Annotated in this window: 21 protein-coding genes; 13 read left to right on the forward strand and 8 right to left on the reverse strand. The window is 66.8% G+C overall.

Annotated features, from left to right (window positions below; all coding sequences use genetic code 11):
• Positions 1 to 588, reverse strand: coding sequence for a hypothetical protein (locus QE374_RS11370; protein ID WP_309734970.1), 588 nt, complete (start codon positions 586 to 588; stop codon positions 1 to 3).
• A gap of 113 nt (positions 589 to 701) precedes the next feature.
• Between QE374_RS11370 and QE374_RS11375 the strand changes: the two genes are divergently transcribed.
• The 10 genes from QE374_RS11375 to QE374_RS11420 all read left to right on the forward strand — a co-directional run bounded on the left by QE374_RS11375 (position 702) and on the right by QE374_RS11420 (position 10,160).
• Entirely contained in the window at positions 702 to 1,679 is a 978-nt protein-coding gene (locus QE374_RS11375; RefSeq protein ID WP_309734971.1) for an ABC transporter, read from the forward strand.
• Positions 1,679 to 2,164, forward strand: a complete 486-nt coding sequence (locus QE374_RS11380; RefSeq protein WP_309734973.1) for a hypothetical protein — start codon at positions 1,679 to 1,681, stop codon at positions 2,162 to 2,164. The genes QE374_RS11375 and QE374_RS11380 overlap by 1 nt, the downstream gene beginning before the upstream one ends.
• Positions 2,165 to 2,233: 69 nt before the next feature.
• On the forward strand, positions 2,234 to 2,896 hold the full coding sequence (locus tag QE374_RS11385) for a spermidine/putrescine ABC transporter substrate-binding protein (protein WP_309734975.1): 663 nt from the start codon (positions 2,234 to 2,236) through the stop codon (positions 2,894 to 2,896).
• Between the two features lie 12 nt (positions 2,897 to 2,908).
• Entirely contained in the window at positions 2,909 to 4,462 is a 1,554-nt protein-coding gene (locus QE374_RS11390) for a DUF5684 domain-containing protein (protein WP_309734976.1), read from the forward strand.
• 288 nt (positions 4,463 to 4,750) lie between these two features.
• Positions 4,751 to 5,119, forward strand: coding sequence for a 30S ribosomal protein S12 (gene rpsL, locus QE374_RS11395; protein WP_036318318.1), 369 nt, complete (start codon positions 4,751 to 4,753; stop codon positions 5,117 to 5,119).
• Positions 5,120 to 5,124: 5 nt separating this feature from the next.
• Entirely contained in the window at positions 5,125 to 5,595 is a 471-nt protein-coding gene (gene rpsG, locus QE374_RS11400; RefSeq protein ID WP_137418066.1) for a 30S ribosomal protein S7, read from the forward strand.
• A 68-nt stretch (positions 5,596 to 5,663) separates the two neighbouring features.
• Entirely contained in the window at positions 5,664 to 7,778 is a 2,115-nt protein-coding gene (fusA, locus tag QE374_RS11405) for an elongation factor G (protein WP_137418065.1), read from the forward strand.
• Positions 7,779 to 7,942: 164 nt separating this feature from the next.
• Positions 7,943 to 9,136, forward strand: coding sequence for an elongation factor Tu (gene tuf / locus QE374_RS11410; protein ID WP_137418064.1), 1,194 nt, complete (start codon positions 7,943 to 7,945; stop codon positions 9,134 to 9,136).
• A gap of 88 nt (positions 9,137 to 9,224) precedes the next feature.
• Complete coding sequence (locus QE374_RS11415) at positions 9,225 to 9,545, forward strand: hypothetical protein (RefSeq protein WP_309734977.1); 321 nt, start codon at positions 9,225 to 9,227, stop codon at positions 9,543 to 9,545.
• Positions 9,546 to 9,620: 75 nt separating this feature from the next.
• Positions 9,621 to 10,160, forward strand: a complete 540-nt coding sequence (locus QE374_RS11420) for a VanZ family protein (protein WP_309734978.1) — start codon at positions 9,621 to 9,623, stop codon at positions 10,158 to 10,160.
• Positions 10,161 to 10,188: 28 nt separating this feature from the next.
• Here the strand turns inward: QE374_RS11420 and QE374_RS11425 are convergent, their stop codons facing one another.
• From QE374_RS11425 to QE374_RS11435, 3 genes are read right to left on the reverse strand one after another with little or no spacing between them, the layout of a single operon-like run.
• Positions 10,189 to 10,710 (reverse strand): DapH/DapD/GlmU-related protein, encoded by a 522-nt coding sequence (locus tag QE374_RS11425; protein WP_309734979.1) that lies wholly within the window; start codon positions 10,708 to 10,710, stop codon positions 10,189 to 10,191.
• The gene (locus tag QE374_RS11430; protein ID WP_309734980.1) at positions 10,707 to 11,843 is read right to left on the reverse strand and encodes an acyltransferase; all 1,137 of its coding nucleotides are present in this window, start codon (positions 11,841 to 11,843) and stop codon (positions 10,707 to 10,709) included. Before QE374_RS11430 ends, QE374_RS11425 begins: the two co-directional genes overlap by 4 nt.
• Positions 11,840 to 12,856 (reverse strand): hypothetical protein, encoded by a 1,017-nt coding sequence (locus QE374_RS11435; protein ID WP_309734981.1) that lies wholly within the window; start codon positions 12,854 to 12,856, stop codon positions 11,840 to 11,842. The genes QE374_RS11430 and QE374_RS11435 overlap by 4 nt, the downstream gene beginning before the upstream one ends.
• Before the next feature lie 137 nt (positions 12,857 to 12,993).
• Between QE374_RS11435 and QE374_RS11440 the strand changes: the two genes are divergently transcribed.
• Complete coding sequence (locus QE374_RS11440; RefSeq protein WP_309734983.1) at positions 12,994 to 14,352, forward strand: hypothetical protein; 1,359 nt, start codon at positions 12,994 to 12,996, stop codon at positions 14,350 to 14,352.
• Here QE374_RS11440 and QE374_RS11445 read toward each other — a convergent pair.
• The 3 genes from QE374_RS11445 to QE374_RS11455 are packed head-to-tail and all read right to left on the reverse strand — an operon-like array spanning position 14,338 to position 17,401.
• Positions 14,338 to 14,901, reverse strand: a complete 564-nt coding sequence (locus tag QE374_RS11445) for an acyltransferase (RefSeq protein WP_309734984.1) — start codon at positions 14,899 to 14,901, stop codon at positions 14,338 to 14,340. The genes QE374_RS11440 and QE374_RS11445 overlap by 15 nt on opposite strands.
• 11 nt (positions 14,902 to 14,912) lie before the next feature.
• Positions 14,913 to 16,439, reverse strand: coding sequence for a hypothetical protein (locus QE374_RS11450; RefSeq protein ID WP_309734986.1), 1,527 nt, complete (start codon positions 16,437 to 16,439; stop codon positions 14,913 to 14,915).
• The gene (locus QE374_RS11455; protein WP_309734988.1) at positions 16,436 to 17,401 is read right to left on the reverse strand and encodes a glycosyltransferase family 2 protein; all 966 of its coding nucleotides are present in this window, start codon (positions 17,399 to 17,401) and stop codon (positions 16,436 to 16,438) included. The genes QE374_RS11450 and QE374_RS11455 overlap by 4 nt, the downstream gene beginning before the upstream one ends.
• A gap of 129 nt (positions 17,402 to 17,530) precedes the next feature.
• On the opposite strand from QE374_RS11455, the gene QE374_RS11460 reads away from it, so the two are divergent.
• Positions 17,531 to 18,568, forward strand: coding sequence for a glycosyltransferase (locus QE374_RS11460; RefSeq protein WP_396653330.1), 1,038 nt, complete (start codon positions 17,531 to 17,533; stop codon positions 18,566 to 18,568).
• Here the strand turns inward: QE374_RS11460 and QE374_RS11465 are convergent.
• Positions 18,547 to 19,731 (reverse strand): glycosyltransferase family 4 protein, encoded by a 1,185-nt coding sequence (locus tag QE374_RS11465; protein ID WP_309734991.1) that lies wholly within the window; start codon positions 19,729 to 19,731, stop codon positions 18,547 to 18,549. The two genes, QE374_RS11460 and QE374_RS11465, sit on opposite strands and share 22 nt — an antisense overlap.
• Here QE374_RS11465 and QE374_RS11470 point away from each other — a divergent pair.
• Positions 19,731 to 21,734 (forward strand): DUF4012 domain-containing protein, encoded by a 2,004-nt coding sequence (locus QE374_RS11470; protein WP_309734993.1) that lies wholly within the window; start codon positions 19,731 to 19,733, stop codon positions 21,732 to 21,734. The genes QE374_RS11465 and QE374_RS11470 overlap by 1 nt on opposite strands.
• The last annotated feature ends 5 nt before the right edge of the window (positions 21,735 to 21,739 follow it).

Here is a 21,739-nt window from a genome sequence, read left to right on the forward strand (position 1 = left end):
TCAGCCGAAGACGCGCGAGATCACCGCATCCGTGTAGCCGGACGGCGCGAGGCCCACGTACTGCGTGTCCACCAGCACATCGTCGCGCCAGAACAGCGTGCGCCCGTCGTTGACCGGGTACTGCGGATCTACCCAGACCTTCTCGCACCGGGTCCCGTTGTCGGGGGTGTAACAGGTGAAGCCCTCGCCGACGAGAGCATTGAGCATGTCGAGGGCAGGACCCCTCGACTTCTTGGAGATGGTGGTCGTGAGCCTGCCGGTGTCGGTCGCCGGGCTTCCCCAGATGCAGGTGAGGCTTCCGTCGGCCTGCGCGCCGGCGGTGCCGAACGCCGGGTCGTTCAGAGGTACGTCGGCGAGCTGGGCGAGCACCGCGTCGGTCAGGATCTGGCGGCAGTCGGTGGGAATCGCCACCGGGGTCGCGGTGGGTGTCGGAGTCGCCGTCGCAGTCGGTGCGGGGGAGGACGACGCGCGCAGCGCGGAGCCAGTCGGTGCGGGCGAGGGATCCGGTGCGCAGCCCGCCGCGGCGAGAGCGAGAAGTGCAGCGGATGCCGCGAGCAGGGTCGTCTTCGAACTCCGGCGCAGCGTCATGGGGCCAGGTTAGCCGCCCGGATCGACGCGCGCCGCGCGCCTGACACGGCCCGACGCGACCCGGCGTTACCCTCGGGAAGCGGATGTGCACCCCCGCTGAAGGAGCGACAGCGATGACCGAGCAGAAGACGCCCTCGGCCGGCGAACCCGTGGAGGAGCCGACCGTCGTCGTGGACGACGTCGTGGGCAACGCGAACGAGGCCCTGGCCGACGCGGAGGTCGCTCAGCGTACGGCGACCGGAGACCAGGAGGTCGCCTCGGAGCGTGTCGTCGAGGAGGACGTGGTGGTCGTCGAGACCCCGACCTCCGACGGCGAGCGTGTCGTCGAAGAGGTCGTCGTCACCGAGGCGGCGACCGACCAAGGCCGTGCCGACGACGACGTCCCCTGGTACGACCGCCCGGAGACCGTCCCCATGGACCCCGAGCCCGCTGCGACGACAGCCATTCCGGCTGCTGCCGCAGCGACGACGGTGGCCCCGGTCGCGGCGCCGGAGCCGGCCTACACCAGCGCCGCTGCTCAGCCGATCTTCGTGCAGGCGCCGGAGGCGCCCCGTCCCCGCGGCAACCGCGGTGCCGCGGGTGCGATCGGCCTGCTCGCCGCCCTCGCCTTCGCCGTCCTGTCGTTCGGCGTGCTCTTCGCCTTCGGCTACTTCTACGGCGGTCTGGGATTTGTGGAGAACGACCCCGCCGAGCTCGCCCTCACCCTGACAGGCTCGTGGACCTTCTGGATGCCGGTGGTCGTCTTCTACCTCGGCTTCTGGTTCCTCGGCGCGATCCTCAACCGTGCGCGCTGGGCCCACTGGGTCATCTGGGGACTGCTCGTCGGCGTCGCCGCCTACGCGGGCTCCCTTCTCGGCATCCTGTTCCAGGCGCCGTTCTGGGAGCTGACCGCCCGTCAGGGGGCGGAGCTCATGCAGGTCTCGCTGTTCTCCCCCCTGCCGATCCTCGCCTTCGTGCTGGGGCGTGAGCTCACGGTGTGGTTCGGTGCGTGGGTCGCCGCTCGCGGACGCCGCGTCACCGCTCTCAACGACGAGGCGCAGCGCGAGTACGAGCGCACCCTCGAAGCGGGTCCGCAGCTCCACCAGGTCTGATGCCGCAGCCGGACGCACCTCGGACTCCGCCGGTGCGTCCGGCTGTCGCCATCGCCTTGACGCTCGCGGGGTTCTTCGCCCTGATCATCGCCGCGTTCGGGATGGTGAGCCTGCTCGCAGACGTCGAGGTCGTTCCGGTGGCGGGCGTCGGGCAGGCGCCCGGAATCGTCGGCGTGCTCCTCGCCTGCGGTGTCTACGCCGGTGGCACCGCGCTCGTGCTCCGACCGGGCAACCCCGCCTACACCGGGGCGCTGTTCATCGCGGTCGCCGTGTGGTTCGGCTACAGCCTCAGCGCGGGGATCGCCGGCGCCGTCGCCTCGGAGGACGTGGCGGTGGGGCTCTCTCTCATGGCCCGCCTGCTGATCGGCTGGCAGGGCGGTGTGGTGGGCGTCGCGGCGGCAGTCGCCGCCTGGTGCGCGATCGCGCTCGTACGCACCCGCGCGGGGCGGCCCCGATGGCCCTGGGAGGGCCAGGGCGACGCCTGATCGCGGACGCGACCGACCGGATCCGCGGATTTCCCGCGGAAAGACGCGGCCGGCGGCTACCTTTAGAGCGTGGAGCGCTCGCTCGAGACGCAGGTGAGCCAGGCCGTCGACGCCTGGCTGCGTTGGCTGCCCCGCTGGGAGCCGGCGACGCACCGCGGACGTCTCGCGGTGTGCCGCCGCTGCCTGGGCTCGCCGATCCTCTCGGCCGCGGGCCTCGGCGGCGACGTGCCGCACGCGGTTCAGCACGGCCTGTCCACCCGTCTGAAGACGGTCGTCGACCATGCGGTCGCCGAGTACACGGCGCGAAATCTTCCCCTGCTCCAGTCGGAGCTCGACCAGCAGGCGACGCGCAACAGAGCCCGCAGCTACCGCCCCACGGAGGACCTCGAACCCGAGTACGACGGTCTTCCGCTGGATCCGGACCCCATCCCGGGGGCGCCCTTCCTCTTCACCCTCGCGGGTATGGCCGCGGACGCGGATGTGGGCATACCCGCGCTTCCGCCTCTGTCCGACGAGGCGAAGGCGGCGCTGCGTCACGAGGTTGCGCTGGCCGACGACTACGCGAACCTGATCGGACGCGAAGTATGCCAGGTGCTGCTGCACCACCGCATCCGTATCCAAGCAGCGGTCGCGAAGTATGTAGAACCGCAGATCACCGCCATGCTGGAAGAGTTGACGCGTTCGCTCGACGTTCCTTTCGACCCCCGAGACCTCGACGGTCCCACTCCCTGAGGCAGTTCATCCATGCTCAACGCACTCGTCGCCGCTTACTCCTCGCCGTTGGTCCCCGACGCAGGAACCGTCGTGCTCCTGGTCCTCGTGTCGCTCGTGCCGTCACTCCTGGTCTACGTCTGGGGTGCGCTCGCGCTGTCACGGGTGTACGCGAAGCTCGGCATCGAGGGCTGGAAGGCCTGGATCCCGGTCTACAACGTCGCCGTCCTGTTCATCATCGGCGGCCTGAGCCCCTGGCTCCTGCTCCTCTACCTCATCCCGTTCTTCGGGCAGATCTTCGTCTATGTCGCCTTCATCACCGCCGCGCACCGCGTGAACGTCATGTTCGGGCAGGGCGTGGGGATGACGGTGCTGGCGGCCCTGCTGTTCCCGGTCTGGGCGAGCGTTCTGGGCTTCGGCTCCGCCAGACCGCTCGAGCAGGGCGCTCCGCGACAGGCGGCGGCGGGCGGAGTAGAGGACCTTCTCGGTTTCGCGCCGCAGTACGCCCCGGCCGCCGAGGAGTTCGGTGCCCGCCGTGACGTCCCGGCGCCGTCGGCGTGGATCCCCCCGGCACCTCCGGCACCCGGCGCCCCGGCCGCGGCACCCGCCACCGCCGCGATGCCGATCGCCGGAGCGTGGGGCGAGCCGCCTCTGCCGCCCGCGCCCGTGGCGCCTGCCGTCGATCCCTACGCGCCGGCGGACCCGTACGCCGCAGCTCCGGCAGACCCGTACGCCGCCCCGGCGCCCGCCGTCGATCCGTACGCCGCGCCCGCCGTCGATCCGTACGCCCAGCCGGCTCCGGCGACCCCTGCTCACGACGCGTACCCGGCGCCCGCCGCCGACCCGTACGCGCCGCCCGTCGCCGATGCGCCCTCGGCCCCGATCGACGACCCCTATGTCGCCCCTGCCTCGCCCGAGCCCGCCCCCGTGATGTCGTGGTGGCAGCCGGCCATCGTCGAGGAGGAGGCCGCGCCCGCGGCCGCTGCGCCCGCGTGGGTGGAGCCGGAGACGCCCGCGGCGCCCGCCGTCGCAGAACCCGCGCCGTCCGATTCCTTCGTGCCGCCCGCGGCGCCTCCCGTGCTGCGGGAGTCCTTCGTCGCGGAGCCCGACGCCTTCCCCGAGGCCTCGGGCGAGGTGTCGGCCGTGGCCGGAGCGCCGATCGCGGGGATGCCGCGGCCCGCTGCCGCATCCGTCGCCGCCTCGCGGCCCGGTGTCGGCGACATCGTCGAAGACACCGTCATCGCATCGCGCCGCCGGCCCAAGTGGGCGCTGCTGCTGCCCGACGGATCGCCCATGGAGCTCACCGGCGATGCGGTCGTGCTCGGACGCCGGCCCGTTCCCGTGCACGCCGCGCCCGGGGCGCAGCTGGTGACCGTCGTCGACGACACCCGCACGGTCTCCAAGACCCATGCGCTGCTGCGTCGTCGTGCGGATGCATGGATGGTGAGCGATCTGGACTCCACGAACGGCGTCGTCGTGTTCGCCGCGCAGGAGGAGGTCGACGTGGCACCGGGGACCGAGCACGAGGTGACGGAGCGTTTCCTCCTGGGTGATGCGGAGTTGCGCATCGTGCGTGCAGACGCATGATCGCGGTCGTTTGACCGCATCCCGATTCGGCGCGTATCATTGAGCGGGTGTGCGCTCTCGCGCGCCCTGCGTCGTGCCCGGCACGAACAGGGTGAACAGGAGCACACCATCTCAGGGAACGGCCTGCGAACAGGCCACCCCCACGGCATATCCACCAACGAAACGGGCGTCAGTCATTCTGTCGCCCCGGTGGGTCCGCGTGAGCCCTCTCCGACACGAATCGAAAGAATCCGTCGGAGCGGGGGAGACCACGACGCTGTCACCGTGCAGCACTGACAAGGAGAGAACGTGCCAACTATTCAGCAGTTGGTTCGCAAGGGGCGCACGCCGAAGGTCACCAAGACCAAGGCTCCCGCGCTGAAGTCGAACCCGCAGCAGGCCGGTGTCTGCACCCGTGTGTACACCACCACCCCGAAGAAGCCGAACTCGGCGATGCGCAAGGTCGCTCGTGTGAAGCTCCGCAACGGGACCGAGGTCACCGCCTACATCCCCGGCGAGGGCCACAACCTGCAGGAGCACTCGCTCGTGCTGGTGCGCGGCGGTCGTGTGAAGGACCTCCCCGGTGTGCGTTACAAGATCGTTCGTGGCGCCCTGGACACCCAGGCCGTCAAGAACCGCAAGCAGGCCCGTAGCCGCTACGGCGCGAAGAAGGGTTGAGTTAGATGCCTCGTAAGGGTCCCGCCCCGAAGCGTCCGGTCGTCAACGACCCGGTCTACGGCGCACCGATCGTCAGCCAGCTCGTCAACAAGATCCTCGTCGACGGCAAGAAGTCGCTCGCCGAGTCGATCGTCTACACGGCCCTCCGCGGCGTCGAGGCCAAGAACGGCCAGGACGCGGTGGCGACGCTGAAGAAGGCGCTCGACAACGTCCGTCCCACCCTCGAGGTCAAGAGCCGCCGCGTCGGTGGCTCGACCTACCAGGTGCCGGTCGAGGTCAAGCCGCACCGCGCCAACACCCTGGCGCTGCGCTGGCTCGTCAGCTACGCGAAGGGTCGTCGTGAGAAGACGATGACCGAGCGTCTGCAGAACGAGATCCTCGACGCCTCGAACGGCCTCGGTGCCGCGGTCAAGCGCCGCGAAGACACCCACAAGATGGCCGAGTCGAACCGCGCCTTCGCGCACTACCGCTGGTAATCAGCAGCTCGGCGCCGGCCGGGGCCACCGCCCCGGCCGGCGCACCCGACAACACGTAAGGACATCCCGTGGCACAAGAAGTGCTCACCGACCTCAACAAGGTCCGCAACATCGGCATCATGGCGCACATCGATGCCGGCAAGACGACGACGACCGAGCGCATCCTCTTCTACACGGGCGTCAACCACAAGATCGGTGAGACGCACGACGGCGCTGCGACCACCGACTGGATGGAGCAGGAGCAGGAGCGTGGCATCACGATCACCTCCGCTGCTGTGACCTGCTTCTGGAACAAGAACCAGATCAACATCATCGACACCCCCGGCCACGTGGACTTCACGGTCGAGGTCGAGCGCTCGCTGCGCGTGCTCGACGGTGCCGTTGCCGTCTTCGACGGCAAGGAGGGCGTCGAGCCCCAGTCCGAGACGGTGTGGCGTCAGGCCGACAAGTACGACGTGCCGCGCATCTGCTTCGTCAACAAGATGGACAAGCTGGGCGCCGACTTCTACTTCACCGTCGACACGATCGTGAACCGCCTGAAGGCCAAGCCGCTCGTGCTGCAGCTGCCCATCGGCGCCGAGAACGACTTCGTCGGTGTCATCGACCTCGTCGAGATGCGCGCTCTGGTGTGGCCCGGCGATGCCAAGGGTGACGTCACGATGGGCGCGAAGTACGAGATCCAGGAGATCCCGGCCGACCTCGCCGACCGTGCTGCCGAGTACCGCGAGAAGCTGCTCGAGACGGTCGCCGAGAGCGACGAGTCGCTGCTCGAGAAGTACTTCGGCGGCGAGGAGCTCTCGCTGGCCGAGATCAAGGGCGCGATCCGCAAGCTCACGATCAACTCCGAGGTCTACCCGGTCCTGTGTGGCTCGGCGTTCAAGAACCGCGGCGTGCAGCCGATGCTGGACGCGGTCGTCGACTACCTCCCCTCGCCCCTGGACGTGCCCGCCATCGAGGCTCACGACCCCAAGGACGAAGAGATCGTCATCGAGCGTCACGCCGACCGCGACGAGCCGTTCGCAGCCCTCGCGTTCAAGATCGTCACGCACCCCTTCTTCGGTCGCCTGACCTACATCCGCGTGTACTCGGGTCACCTCGACTCCGGTGCCCAGGTCGTGAACGCGACCAAGGGTAAGAAGGAGCGCATCGGAAAGATCTTCCAGATGCACGCCAACAAGGAGATGCCGGTCGACTCGGTGACCGCCGGTCACATCTACGCCGTCATCGGTCTGAAGGACACCACCACCGGTGACACCCTCTCCGACAGCACCAACCAGGTCGTCCTCGAGTCGATGACGTTCCCGGAGCCGGTCATCGAGGTCGCGATCGAGCCCAAGACCAAGGCCGACCAGGAGAAGCTGGGTCTTGCGATCCAGAAGCTCGCTGAAGAGGACCCGACGTTCCGCGTCGAGCAGAACGCCGAGACCGGTCAGACGGTCATCAAGGGCATGGGCGAGCTCCACCTCGACATCCTCGTCGACCGCATGAAGCGCGAGTTCAAGGTCGAGGCCAACGTCGGAAAGCCCCAGGTCGCGTACCGCGAGACGATCCGCAAGACCGTCGAGCGTCACGACTACACGCACAAGAAGCAGACCGGTGGTTCGGGTCAGTTCGCCAAGATCCAGTTCGCGCTGGAGCCCCTCGAGGTCACGGCGGACAAGACGTACGAGTTCGAGAACAAGGTCACGGGTGGCCGCATCCCGCGCGAGTACATCAGCCCCACCGATCAGGGCTTCCAGGACGCTATGAACGTCGGCGTGCTCGCCGGCTTCCCCATGGTGGGCGTGAAGGCGATCCTGCTCGACGGTGCCTCGCACGACGTCGACTCCTCGGAGATGGCGTTCAAGATCGCGGGCTCCATGGGCTTCAAGGAGGCCGTCCGCAAGGCGAACCCCGTCATCCTCGAGCCGATCATGGCCGTCGAGGTGCGTACTCCCGAGGAGTACATGGGCGACGTCATCGGTGACCTGAACTCCCGTCGCGGCCAGATCCAGTCGATGGAGGATGCGGCCGGCGTCAAGGTCGTCCGTGCCAACGTCCCGCTGTCCGAGATGTTCGGTTACATCGGTGACCTGCGTTCGAAGACCTCCGGTCGCGCTGTCTACTCCATGGAGTTCGACAGCTACGCCGAGGTCCCGCGTAACGTCATGGACGAGATCGTTCAGAAGACGAAGGGCGAGTAATCTCCTCGGAGGTCTCGTCTGCGGACGGGGCGGTTTCGTCCCGTCCGCACTTCTGGCTCACAACTTCACACGACCCCTCTCTATTACACTGAGAACAATCCCCGTAGCGAGCCGGTCGCAACCCAGCGACCGGAGTCTCTACACGACGTCCTGAGGAGGACCCAGTGGCTAAGGCCAAGTTCGAGCGGACCAAGCCGCACGTGAACATCGGAACGATCGGTCACGTCGACCACGGCAAGACCACGCTCACCGCCGCGATCTCGAAGGTGCTCGCCGACAAGTTCCCGTCGGCCACCAACGTGCAGCGCGACTTCGCGTCGATCGACTCCGCTCCCGAGGAGCGCCAGCGCGGCATCACGATCAACATCTCGCACGTCGAGTACGAGACGCCCAAGCGTCACTACGCTCACGTCGACGCTCCCGGTCACGCTGACTACATCAAGAACATGATCACCGGTGCCGCTCAGATGGACGGCGCGATCCTCGTGGTCGCCGCCACCGACGGCCCGATGGCTCAGACCCGCGAGCACGTGCTGCTGGCCAAGCAGGTCGGCGTGCCGTACCTGCTCGTCGCCCTGAACAAGAGCGACATGGTCGACGACGAGGAGATCCTGGAGCTCGTCGAGCTCGAGGTTCGCGAGCTGCTGTCGTCGCAGGACTTCGATGGCGACAACGCCCCCGTCGTCCGCGTCTCGGGCCTGAAGGCTCTCGAGGGTGACGAGAAGTGGGTCAACTCGATCGTCGAGCTCATGGAGGCCGTCGACGAGTCCATCCCGGACCCGGTGCGCGACAAGGACAAGCCGTTCCTGATGCCCATCGAGGACGTCTTCACGATCACCGGTCGTGGCACCGTCGTCACGGGCCGCGCCGAGCGTGGCACCCTGGCGATCAACTCCGAGGTCGAGATCGTCGGTATCCGTCCGACGCAGAAGACGATCGTCACCGGTATCGAGATGTTCCACAAGCAGCTCGACGAGGCGTGGGCCGGCGAGAACTGTGGTCTGCTCCTTCGTGGCACCAAGCGTGACGACGTCGAGCGCGGCCAGGTTGTCGTCAAGCCCGGTTCGGTCACCCCGCACACCAACTTCGAGGGCACGGCGTACATCCTGTCCAAGGAGGAGGGCGGCCGTCACAACCCGTTCTTCACGAACTACCGTCCGCAGTTCTACTTCCGTACCACGGACGTGACCGGCGTCATCACGCTGCCCGAGGGCACCGAGATGGTCATGCCCGGTGACACCACGGAGATGTCGGTCGAGCTCATCCAGCCGATCGCCATGGAAGAGGGCCTCGGCTTCGCGATCCGTGAGGGTGGCCGCACCGTCGGCGCCGGCACGGTGACCAAGATCCTCAAGTAAGTCCTTCGGACTTCGCCGACAGGGGTCGGGCCTTCGGGCCCGGCCCCTGTCGGCATTCGTGGAGTACGCCATCCGATACGCTCGTCTGGTGGCATCCCGATACCCCGTCTCGAAGCTCGCGCGCGCATTCGGGATCATCGCCATCGTGGACGCTCTGATCGCGGTGGCCGTGCCGTTGGGCATCGCCTTCGCCATGTACCGAGGCCTCACCTCCGAGGTCCTCAGCACCCCGCTCATCGGTCTCGTGGGCGCCGCGATCGCGCTCATCGGCTTGATCCTCTGCGTGCTCGGAGCGATCGCCGGACGGGGACAGCAGTCGGCGACGGTGATCATCGGCGCCTTGATGAACGCGGGAGTCCTCCTGGGGCTGCTGCTCGCGGTCTTCCTCCCGATGCTCACGGGGGCGTAGGACGCCTCACAGCCCGGGTGCCCTAGTATTGCCGTCAACGCATGCCACGGGGGACGGCGGGGAATGAGCATGTCGATGTCTGCGCACGAGACCGAGAGCCTGCTGGAGCAGTGGAGCACAAGCGAATCGCCCGCGCGTAAGCCCGCTCCCAGCCGGCTGAGAATCGGCATCGCGCTGGCGGGGCTGCTCGCCTACGTCGGCGTCGTGCTCGCCGCCACTCTGTCGCCGACGCCCTTGGACGCCGGCTACGACGTCGCCATCGAACGTTTCCTCGGGGTGCTGCATCGCAACGGCATCCCGGAGTGGTTCGGATACAGCAAGCTGGAGTTCACCGCGAACATCGCGATGTTCGTCCCGCTCGGGTTCCTGCTCGCGCTCGCTCTGCCCCGCAAGGCGGTGTGGGCAGCCATCCTCATGATCCCGGCGTTCTCCGGGGCGATCGAACTCTTCCAGGCGACCTTCCTCGCCGCGCGCTTCGCCTCGGTGCTCGATGTCGTCGCGAACACGACGGGGGGCTACCTGGGGGCGATCTTCGCGATCGCGCTTCGCGCGGTCGTCGACGCCCGCGACAGCAAGCTCATCGCCCGAGCCCTGTGGGAGCGCGGGATGCGCTGAGGCGCGCACAGCGGGTCGGGTAGGAGTCTCAGGCGGAGTCGGTACGGGAAAGCGTCCGGACTGCCCGCGCAGGGACGCCTGCATAGAGCGTGTGCGGCTCGCAGTCGCGGGTCACGAGGGCGCCGGCAGCAATCACCGCACCGTCGCCCACGGTGACGCCGGGCAGGAGGGTTGCCCGTGCGCCGATCCATACGCCCGCGCCGATGGACACGCTCATGTGTTTCTCTGCGCCAGCCCGCCGCGTCTGGTCGTCCATGAGATGAGTGGTCGTCAGGATCGAGACCTGGGGACCGAGGTCGCATCGCGGGCCGATGCGTACCCATGCGGTGTTGTCGATGCGGCAGCCGTAGTTGATGAACGACTCTCTGCCGATCTCCAGGCGACGGGTGCCGAGCCATAGGCCCGCGCAGACCGCTGACTTCTCGGCACGGACGCCGACAAGTCGAAGCAGGCGCCACCTGACGAACCGGGGGACGATCCCAGAGGCGAGCAGCCCGTTGACGAGAACGTCGCGTACCCAGACGGCCCCTTGCTCCCGCACCTTGTTCACGATCGTGCCTCGGAAGTCGTCAACGGTGTGCGCTCCAGCCGATCGCGCACGCGCTTTCCGACCCACACGGAGAAACGGTGGGCGGGACGCTCGACGGCCCAGTAGAACAGTACGCCGGCGATGAGAGAAGCGACGAAACCCGAGACGATGCAGGCCCATAGCGGCAGACTCGCCGAACTTGCAGCGACGACGGCGAACAACACCGGCATGTGAACGAGGTAGAGGCTGAAGGAGATCGTTCCCAGGAACTGCGAGACACGGGTGTTCCCGAAAGATGCTGCACCGTGCCAGGAGAGGTAGAGCCAGACGAGGACAGTGGCACCGAGAGCGACCAGCGCTTCGTGGGCGTACACCCCCGTGGGGTGGATCCACTGAGCATTGAGGAGAACAAGTGCGAACACCAGCAACGGTACGCCCGCCCAGGATGAGACTCGCCATTGGGCAATGCGCTTGCTCTCGATCGCCATCACCGTGCCGATGGCGAACACCGGAAGGTAGATCAGCGGTTCACTGTTTAGTAGGCTCCCGCACGCCGTCAGTACGAGGCACAGCAGGATCTTGAGCGTCCAGGCCCGGCGCGCGACCAGCCCGAACGCGAGGTACAGGGGCAGAGCAAGAGAGAAGACGACCTCCCAACGCAGCGACCAGAGTGCCGGGTTGAGGGTGGTGCCACCGAACGCGAGGGTCATGGAGGCCGCAGCCGACTGTGGGGTGACGGGGCCGGCGTAGAGGGCGACCCACTGCCCGATGTCCGCGAGGGGAGCGCGTGAGATCAGCAGCCCAAGGACGACTGCGAGCAAGACGGAGCCCCATACCGGCAGGTAGAGGCGCAGCAGCCGCCGCGCGAAGTACGCCCCCCAGTCGACGCGCGAGCGGCGTTTGATGAACGGCAGTACGAGCACATATCCGGAAAGAACGAAGAAGACGGACACTGCCGCCGTTCCGTTCCACGCCACGTGGAGCGGTGAATAGACGGCCCAGGTCTCGGCAGGCCCCAGCGGTGCGAACCTGTTGAGGAAGATCTGCCCCAGCGATGGGAAAACAGCGACGCTGTGGCACAGGAGTACAACGAGAGCCGCGATGCCGCGCAGGCCGTCGAGCTGCGTCAGCCTCGTCGGCGCGGCGTCGCTCACCTCTTCTCCTTGGTGTCGCGGCCAATGAGAGCGCCACCGCGGACGCTGACATCGAGTTCGTCGAGCGTCTCCAACGCGTGGGCGAGCTGGGTCTTGAGCGTGCTCCCACGTCTCGTGAGGAGAAGTGCAGCATCATGTCCCGCAGCGCCGAGCGCGGCAGTCGTCGCGACTCGCACGCCCTGCGCGTCTGCTCCGCTGCTCACAGCCGGCGAACAGACAGCGATCGAGACACGCGTCGAACCCGGAGCGCTCGCACGCCGCTGCTCGACATTACGAGCGATGTTCTCCGAGTCGATCGACCCGCCTAGGTCGACAAGCGCCACAGACCTGACGCCGGCCGCGGCGAGGACGTCTAGCCGATCGATCAGCGCGTCAACGAGAGCACCCTCGACGGCGGTTCTGCCGCGCGCACGTGTCACATCCATGACGGGCCTCACGCCAGCGAGCTGGAGGTCGACGTCCCACAGCACGACGCGACGGCGGTATTCGCCCACGACCACGATGAGAGCGCCGAGGGCGAGACCGGAAGCGGTTGCGATCGTAAGGTAGGACTGCGCATCGGGGGAGCGTGGTTCGGACGGCAGCGCGGCGCTCTGGGCGAGTTCGAGGTCTGTATCCAGGGCCGGGCTGTCCGCGTCAGCAACGCGTCGCAGTACGGCGTCAGCTACCGCATCCGCCGCATTCGCCGCGCCCTCGGCGGACCCTCCGGTCGCGCTGACGCGGACGAGGAATGTGCCGTAGACGTTGAACGCGGTGATCCGGTTCTTCAGGTCTGCGCCTGAACCTTCTCTCGCCAATTGCGCAGACGCAGCGTCGAGGACCGGCGAAGAAGTGGCGAGCTCAGCGACGGTGGGGATTCGGCTGGCGTCGCCCACGAGAATGTCTGCTGATGCCGCGTAGACGCGAGGCGTCGATGCCGCCAGGCCGAGACCGCATGCTGCACCGAGAAGAGCTGCGCCGAGGAGCAGGCCCCACATGCGCCGCAGTGCGAGCAGATAGAGTCTGGCGTCCACATTCCCCCATCTCGACGGCCGACGACGGCTCCGTCGAGGAGAAGATCGGCGCTGCCAGCATCCCTCGGCGTGCACCGCCGCATCGAGCTTACCGTCGGCCGGCTTCTGGAACGAGTCGCCCTTGGTAGTCTCGCCAGGTGACCGCGCTCGGATTCGTCTTCCTTGCGCTCTACGTCGTCTCGTTGCGCTGGGGGCGTGTCGGTATCGCGTCCGTCATGGCGCTCAGCATCGGATTCGCGGATTCGGCGATGGTGAACGTGGGACCGGTCTCCTTCTCGCCGTACTACTTCGGTGCACTGCTGATCGTCCTCTTCACGCTCGTTCTGGCCGTGATGGGGCGAAGGCCCCTCGCTCAGTCGCGCACGGTCCTCATCCTGTGGGTGTGGGCCGGGGTTGTGACGATCCTGGGGCCGATCCTGTTCGCGGGCATCCCCGTCATCTCGTCGGCGATCGGCCTGGACCAGCAGGTCGACAACCCAAGCTCGTTGGGTTTCTCCATCTCGAATGTCGCTCAGTTGGGCTATCTCACCATCAACCTTGTGGTGCTGCTCGCTGCGATGCGATCGCGCCTCGTGCGGTCCGCGGCGGTCTCTGCGGGGCTCGGCTTGGGCGTCGCGGTAGCACTCAGCGAGCCCCTTTCAAGGATCGTGAGGCTGTCATGGCCCGCGGATTTCTTCCACAATTCGGAACGCGGTTTCTATACAACAGAGGTCGCACGCACGAGCGCTCAGTTCTCCGAACCTTCCCACCTCGGGGCGTTTGCGGCTGTGGCGAGCGTCTACTTCGCCGTGATGATCGTTACCGCGGATGCCCGGCGGAGTCGAGTGGCTGCGGTAGTCGGGACCGTGGCAAGCGGTGCGGCCTTAGCCGCATCCGGCGCCGCGACGGGATACGCGGGCGCGGCGATCGTGGCGGGTGGTCTAGCGCTCTGGGGTGTGTGGAGACTCCTTCGTAGACGGTTTGCGGTGAAGATCCCCATGCCGTGGCTGGTTGCCTTCTCGGTACTCACGCCGTTTGTTCTCTTGGTCGGCCCTATCCTCGCGGCGAAAGAGATCTTGGAGCTGAACGCAGTGAAGGAGGCGACCGGGTCGAGTGACAATCGAGCCTTCGTCGACGTGCACGGGCTGGCGGTGCTCTTCGATACGTATGGGATCGGCGCTGGGCTCGGCGCCAACCGTACGTCCTCGCTCCTGCCTCTTCTGTTGAGCACGATCGGGATACTCGGCACTGTGCTCGTGATCGTGTTGTTCGTCCGAGTCCTCCGCAACGGATGGTCTCTGCCCGGTCGCAGGCCCGCGGCCTTTGCACTCCTGACATACCTCGCGGCCGCCGTCGTGTCCTTCGCGGATTTCACGAACCCGATGCTCTGGGCCCTGCTGACCCTTCTGGCCGGGGCCGCACGTGTTCCGGGTGGATCCCGACTGAGCAATGAGTCGAAAGAGGTCCGAGCCGAGCCGTCGTCAGCGGAACTGGGGACCAGTTCATCCAGCAGCTGACGACGTGCTTCCGATGACTCGGGCGGGTACACCTGCCGCAATGGAATTCGGCGGTACATCTCGACTGACGACGGAGTTCGCCCCGATGAACGAGTTCTCGCCAATCGTCACGTTGGGCAGCACAACGACGTTCGCTCCGAGGAAGACGCGCCGTTCGATACGGACCGATGAGCGTTCGTCGGAGATCTGACCGACGCGGCTCCCTTCGCTCTCGTCGCCGTATGGGTGAGTCGTGTCGATGATCGTGCAGCGCGGGCCGAGGCTGACATCGTCTCCGATCTCTACCCTGTCGCACACGACGATGTGTGCATCCTGTTCGATCGTCACGCGGTTCCCGAGGGTCAGGCGGCCTCCGGGCAGGCCAGGGCGGTTGATGATCTGCAACCGAGCGCCATCACGAATGAAGCAGCTCTGACCAGCCGAGATCGAGCGAGGGCTCGTGATCACGAGCGGGCGGCGGATCCAGGACCGCGGACCGAAGCGACCGAACCGGCGCGCGTAGTACAGGCGCGAGACGATCTTCCAGTAGGTATCCGAGAGCTGGGGCATCTACACCTCGTTCATCGAGACGAGCCGCGACGGGCTCGGATCATCTGGAATACGCGCGACCACTCGGCGCGGGGCATCACTATTGCGGCCTGCCACGATACTCCGACAGCGATCGCCGCGAGTGTCCACACCAGGCCGATACCGACCGGCGCTGATGACGTCACCAGCGATCCGGCAACCAGGGCCAGGGCCAGAATCAGGCCGACGAGGGGTACGTAGAGCGCCCAGCGCCCCGCATCCACTCCTCGAAGGCCCGGGATGGATACGCGGGGGATCGCTTGATGACAGGTCACAGCTACCCCGACGGTGGAGCCGAGAACGGCTCCCAACGCCACCCCGAGCCCACCCCACCACTGCACGAGCAAGAGCGACGCGGCGATCGTCGTTGCGGCTTCCAGGATGGGTGACAGGATGAGCTTGCCATGCTGTGCGGTGGCGATGAAGCCCATGCTCAGCGGCGACGCGGCGAGATGAACTGTGGCTGCGCAGATGAGCGCGAGCGTGATGCCCCAGGTTTCTAGGTCGGCGAAGCGATCGGCGCCGGCGGCGATGAACAGGTACAGCGGTGTCGCGGCTACTGCGCAGATCGCGATTGAGAAGAGCAGCGCGGAGTGCGCCCGTGTCGCTCGCAGGATCTTGTCGCCGATGCTCATCGAGTCTGAGACGTGTGAGCGGCTGAGTTCGGGCAACAGAGGCGCACCGACCGCCGCGCTGAGGCCGTACATCGCGGTGTACACGACCTGTCCGATCGAATACGCGACCAGGTCTTGATAAGCGAATCTCGCGACGATCACGATTCCGAGGCTTGTTGTGGGAAGCAGCGCCGCCGTCCACAGCACGATCGGGCCGGAGAAGCGGATGAGCCGACGAACGGTGTGCTGCCTGTCGGCCTCGCGCGGCGCGGACCGAGTCTCCCAGAGAGCGCGGGTGGTCAACATGGCCGCCGCGGCAACGCAAGGAATCGTGTAGGCCACCGCGGTGATCACAAGGTCCTGGGTCAGCAGCGCGACCGTCCCTGCGAAGAGCAGCGAAAGGATGCGAGCTGGCGCGACGATCAACGTCGGCACGACATTCCGCTGGAGGCCCGCGAAGTACGCCGCAGCCGCGTTGCTCAGGAGATTCGCGCTCTGCCCGACCCCCACGATCACGAGCGCGATCCCGGCGGGGGCGACGAGCGCGCTGTTCATGTCCGGGCTCAGCGTCGGCAGCGCCCACGCGAGAATGGCCGAAGCGACGGTGAACAACGCGATGACCAGCAGAGTGATCTTCAATCCAGCGACCGTCGCCTCGCGGACGCGTCCGGGGCGGTGCTCCTCATTGCTCCGGGCAACGAGAGTCTGAACGCTGGCGGGCATTCCGACATCGAAGAACATGACATACCCGGCGATGCTGAAAATCAACGCCCATGCCGCGTACGACACGTCGGAGAGGACTGCCAGCAGCACGAGCGGCAGAATGACCCCGACCGCACTGGAGGCCACTGCCCGGATGAGATTCGCCGCGCCGTTTCTCGCGAGAAGCGCGCGTCGCTGGCTCATCGGTTGTCTCGCGTCGCGCGACCCGGGATTCGCCGGTCGACGGGGACTGAGAGATCACCTGTGTCAAGGCGGAACGCCGCCCGCATCGCGGCCAACCGAAGCCGCGTCTGGCGCCACGGGTCCCGGCGGAGGATGAATCGTCCGCCCACCCACACGAGCATGTAGAGAAGGGCCAGCGGTATCCTCGGGCGCGGAAGATGCTTGCGCGCCACGAGCACCCAGTTCCGGGTGAGCCACCACACCGAGAAGTCTGAGCTCACCCCGCCCGTCGACCCGCCGTCCTTGTGGACCATCCGCGCGCGCGAGGTGATCGATGTCATGAAGCCGGCATTCGTGCAGCGTATGGAGAAGTCGACGTCGTCCGAGTACACGAAGAATGATTCGTCCATCAGGCCGACGGTCTCGAAGACGTCGCGGCGTACGAGCAGAGCGCACGTGGGGGCATAGGCGGTGCGCTCGCTCGCCGTGGCGATCACGCGTTCGATTGCCGGGTGTCGGTACATGCCGTCATGGACGACTCGGAAGCCCTGCCAAGGATGGATGCTGCCTCCGCCGTACCAGAGTGAGCTCGCATCGTCGTCGGTCGAGATGACGGGGGACAGCAGCGGCAGCTCTTCACTCTCCGCGACATCCAGGAGATCACGCAGGAAGCGTGCGTCGAACTCGGTGTCGTTGTTGAGCAGCAGGATCCAGTCATGCCCGTCTGCGAGGGCCGCCCGTATCCCGGCGTTGTTGCCGGCCGCCACGCCGACGTTGTCACTGTTGCGGACGACGGTGACAGGACCACTCGCAAGACCGGTTGCTTCCACGATCAGGGCTCCGTCGTCGGGCGAGGCATTGTCGACGAAGTACAGGTGCGGTTCGACTCCGCGCTGGGCGCCGAGACTGCGCATGAAGCCAGGAAGATGACGAGCACTGTTGTAGCCCACGGTCACGACACCGACACGGTGGACAGGCGACATAGAGATCCGACTTTCTTCTTCACCGCACACGATCGCAGGTGACCCCCGTCATTCCTACCATTCGGCGGCTGAGGGCGAGCGCCGAGCGCTCCGGAGGGCGGATACCGTTGGAAGCTGGGAGGCGATGCGGTGAGGATTCTGCACGTTGTGGAGTGTTGGGGCGCAGGCGTGAGGCGCGCGGTCGATGCCCTTGTCGTCGCAGCCGACGGTGATGAGCACCACCTGCTCTGGGAGGGTGAGGAGACTCCGGACGAGTCGATGTTCGCGTCGGTACAGCGACTGCCGAGAGGAACGCTCGCGCGCATATCCGCGGTGGGTGAGCGGACGGTGGCCTTGCGTGCGGACGTGATCCACGCGCACTCCAGCTGGGCCGGACTGTACGCCCGAGCTCGGAAGCTTCCCGCACCGGTGGTCTACGAACCGCACTGCTACAAGTTCGATGACCCACAACTGGCGCTGCCGGTGAGGTCGGTGCTGCGTGGCGCCGAGCGGATTCTGGCCGTGAGGACATCGGCCGTGTTCGTGCTCTCGGATCACGAAGAACAGTTGGCTGAGGGCTTGTCGCCGCGGGTCCCCCGTTATCGCGTGTCGAACAGCCCGACAGTGCCGATCACGACGCCGCAGACTTCCGCGCCCACCCGGGTCGTGATGATCGGCCGAGTCTCGGGGCAGAAGGACCCCGGCTTCTTCGGTCGGGTCGCCCGACAGGTCTCGGCTATTCACCCTGGGCTGCCATTCGTCTGGGTCGGTGACGGAGATGCGGAAGGCGTCGACACGCTTCGAGCGGCGGGCGTGACAGTGACCGGATGGCTCGATGCCGGCGCGATTCGCGCTCTACTGGACGGAGCGCTCTACCTGCACACGGCGCGGTACGAGGGTTTCCCGATCTCCCTTCTGGACGCCGCGGCCTCGGGGTGTGCCATCCTGGCGCGCGACATCGCAGCCTTCCGCGGCTCACCCGTCGAGACGGTGACGGATGAGAGCGACGCCGCAGCCCGCGTCATGACATTGCTTTCGGATGCGAGCGCCTTCAGTGCCAATGTCGCGCGCTCGCGAGCAGTGCTCTCGGGCACCTCACCCGCGGAGCGAAAGTCAGAACTGGCCGCCGCCTACACCGAAATCGTGCGGCGCAATGTTGGCGAACGTCAGCGCTCGACCGAGGAGTAGATCCCGAGGTGGCGTTCCACCACGGCATCCCACCCGTATCTTGCGGCGCGACGGGCGACCGGCTCTCCGCGCAGCTGCTTCCTGAGCCCCTCATCGCTCAGAAGCCGATGCAGACCGTCTGCGAGTGAGGCGACGTCCGCGCCGCGGGTGACGAGCTCCGGGGAGAGTCCCGAGACGACCTCCGGGTTGGCTCCCACCGGCGTCACCAACGGCACGGCGCCGCAGAGCATCGCTTCGGCCGTGGACAGCCCGAATCCTTCGAGCTCCTGTGTAGGCGTGACGGCGATATCCGCTGCCTGGTACCACGAGACGAGCTCTTGCTCCTCGACGTAGCCGAGAAGCAGGACCCGGTCACCCAGGCCGCTGCGAGTGACGAGGTCTTCGACCTGAGCGCGTCGTGAACCGGTTCCCGCCAGGACGAGGGAGGCAGTGGGGTGCTGCGCGGCAATTCGGGCGAATGCCTCGACGAGTTGCTCGACCCCGGTGCGTGGGACGAATCTCCTCGCGGCGAACACGATCGGGCCGTCGTGAACGAGAGCCCGGGGCGCCGCTGCGCCGGGTTTGAGTTGGAAGCGGCGCTGGTCGACGCCTCCGGGGATGAGGGTGGAACGCGCGGCGGCGGCCGCATCGAGTTGTGCGACCTCGTCCCGGATGAACTCGCTCAGAGTCACCAGACGTTCGGCGCGGCGCGCGATCGCTCGTTCGAGGCGACGCAGTCCGCCCTCGGCCAGCTTGACGGCGGGCCCTGGGAGTGCGTAGGTGCCCTGCCGTTCTGCCGCGATCTCTTTGTAGACAGGGGCGTGAAAGGTGTAGACGAATCTCTTCCGTCGCAGCAGCGGGAGCATCGGGACGGCGAAGTGGCCGTGGACGACAGCCCGCGAACCGGACGGCATGCCCTGGAGAGCGCGTCTCACGCCTGACGAGATGGCTCGTGGGTACTTCACGGCGAACAACGGGTCGGACTTACGCGGGGGCCGATAACGGAGCACACGGACTCCGTCGGCTCCCAACTCGTCGGCGGGTGCGTCGTCATCGACTGTCTTGGAGACGACTGTCACCGGGACGTCACGTTCCACCAGCTGCGCGGAAAGCTCTCTGACGTATCGTTCGAGCCCTCCGAGCTTGTCCGGCGCGATCACGTTGGTCAGCATGATGACGCTCATTGGCACTCCCCGATTCCTGCCCCAGTAACCCACCCACTCTACGTAAGTCGGCGCGACTGACGTGGCGAACGGTCCCGTCGCGCTGCGGGCTTAGGGCGTGCGTGCAGGATAGGGAGACGGCGCCTGGATATCATCATGCGATGGGGAACTCCGAAGGAACTCGCCCTGCCACGAGTAGGCGCGAGGCTCGTCAGCTGCGGGCTGAGCAGGCGTCGTCTTCTCGACGCCGGCGCCGGTGGCCGTGGGCTGTCGGCGTGCCCCTTGCCCTTGTGGCGGTGGTGCTCGCCGTCGCCGGGGTTCTCGCTGTGCAGGCGATGGCGGTCAAGAACGATCTCGAAGCCGCTCGAGCGGCGATCGGTTCACTCCCCGATGCCGTGCGCGCCGGAGACTCGCAGGCGATCGACGCGGCGGCCGATGAGGCGACGCGATACGCGGGTCGCGCCGCGGGGACTGTGACCGGTCCGTTGTGGGATGCGGCCGCGACGGTGCCCGGAATCGGAGCCAACGTCGCTGCTGTTCAAGCGGCGACCGAGGCGACGAACATCCTTGTGCGCGACGCACTTCCGCCGGCGACGACTCTCCTGTCCGCAGTCGATCTCAACAACCTCACGCTGGAGGGCGGCGGCATAGACCTCGCGCCCTTCCGCGAGGCGCAGTCGACGTTGCCCGCTGTGAATGACGCCTTTGCGCAGGCCAAGGGCAAGGTTGATCTCATCGACCGAGACGCCCTCCTGCCCCCCGTCGACGCAGCGCTGGGCCAGTTGATCGACGTGGTGAATCAGGCTGCGCCCGCTGTTGATCAGCTCGAGAAGTATCTCCCGACTCTTCTGAAGGTCGCCGGCGACGGACAGCGTCGCAGTTACATGATCATCTTCCAGAACACCGCCGAGGCGCGCGCCAGTGGCGGGAGCCCGTCGGCGAGCATCCGGCTGGTGGTCGACAACGGAAAGTTCGAGTTCCAGGAGCAGGAGAGCTCTGACACCTACTATCAGTCGGGCCTTGCTGGGGAATCCTTCCTGAAGCTGCCCCGCGATACCACCGAGCTCTACGAGTCCGACTTCACCCGGTTCTCGCAGAACTACACGCGTACTCCCGATTTCCCGACGACGGCGGCGCTCTTCGGCGCTCTGCAGGACGCATCCGGCGCGGAGCCGCTGGACGGAGTGATCTCGATCGATCCGACCGTGCTGTCGTACATGCTTGCCGCAACAGGGCCGATTCAGGTTTCAGACGGTGGGTGGATCGACTCCGAGAACGTCGTACGAATCCTGCTGAGCGATACGTACGAGCGTTTCGGCACCGACGGACTCGCCGCCGATGCCTACTTCTCTGAAGTCACGGACGGCGTCTTCTCGACGCTGATCGGGGGGCGCTGGGACCCTGTCGTCATGCTGCAGCAACTTCAGCGGGGGATGGACGAAGGACGCATCAAGCTCTGGTTCTCCGACCCCGACGCGGAGCAGATGTCTTCGGAACTGGGTGCCGACGGTCAGTTGACCACCGACAACTCGACGAAGACTCAGGTGGGTCTCTACGTCAATGACGCGGCGTACTCGAAACTCGAGTACTACCTCACGACATCGGTGGCGATGACCTGCGACGCGCAGGCCCGGACGGCCACCGTGAGCCTGACGCTCAACAACGGCGTACCGCGCTCGGATCTCAGCGGTTGGACGCTCGGCTGGCGCAACGAGAGTCTTGGGCTACCAAGCACCAGCATGATCCTCGACGTCGTGGCCTTCGCTCCGCCTGGCGGGTCGGTGAGTTGGATCGATCCGACGACGAGCGATGTTCGGGGATGGGACAGGGAAGGCATCGAGAAGGGCCACCCGGCTTCGAGTCGCACAGTCGTGATTCCGATGGGGGAGTCGCGAGCGATCACGACCACGTTCGCCATCCCCGCTGACGCGTCGTCACCGCTTGAATTGGGTTACACGCGTACCGCTTCCAATCCCGAGGTCACGGTGGACGGATCGTGTTCGGCTCTGTTCCCGCAGCGGTGACAGAG

It is taken from the genome of Microbacterium sp. SORGH_AS_0428 (assembly GCF_031453615.1).
In the GTDB taxonomy this organism is placed as follows: domain Bacteria; phylum Actinomycetota; class Actinomycetes; order Actinomycetales; family Microbacteriaceae; genus Microbacterium.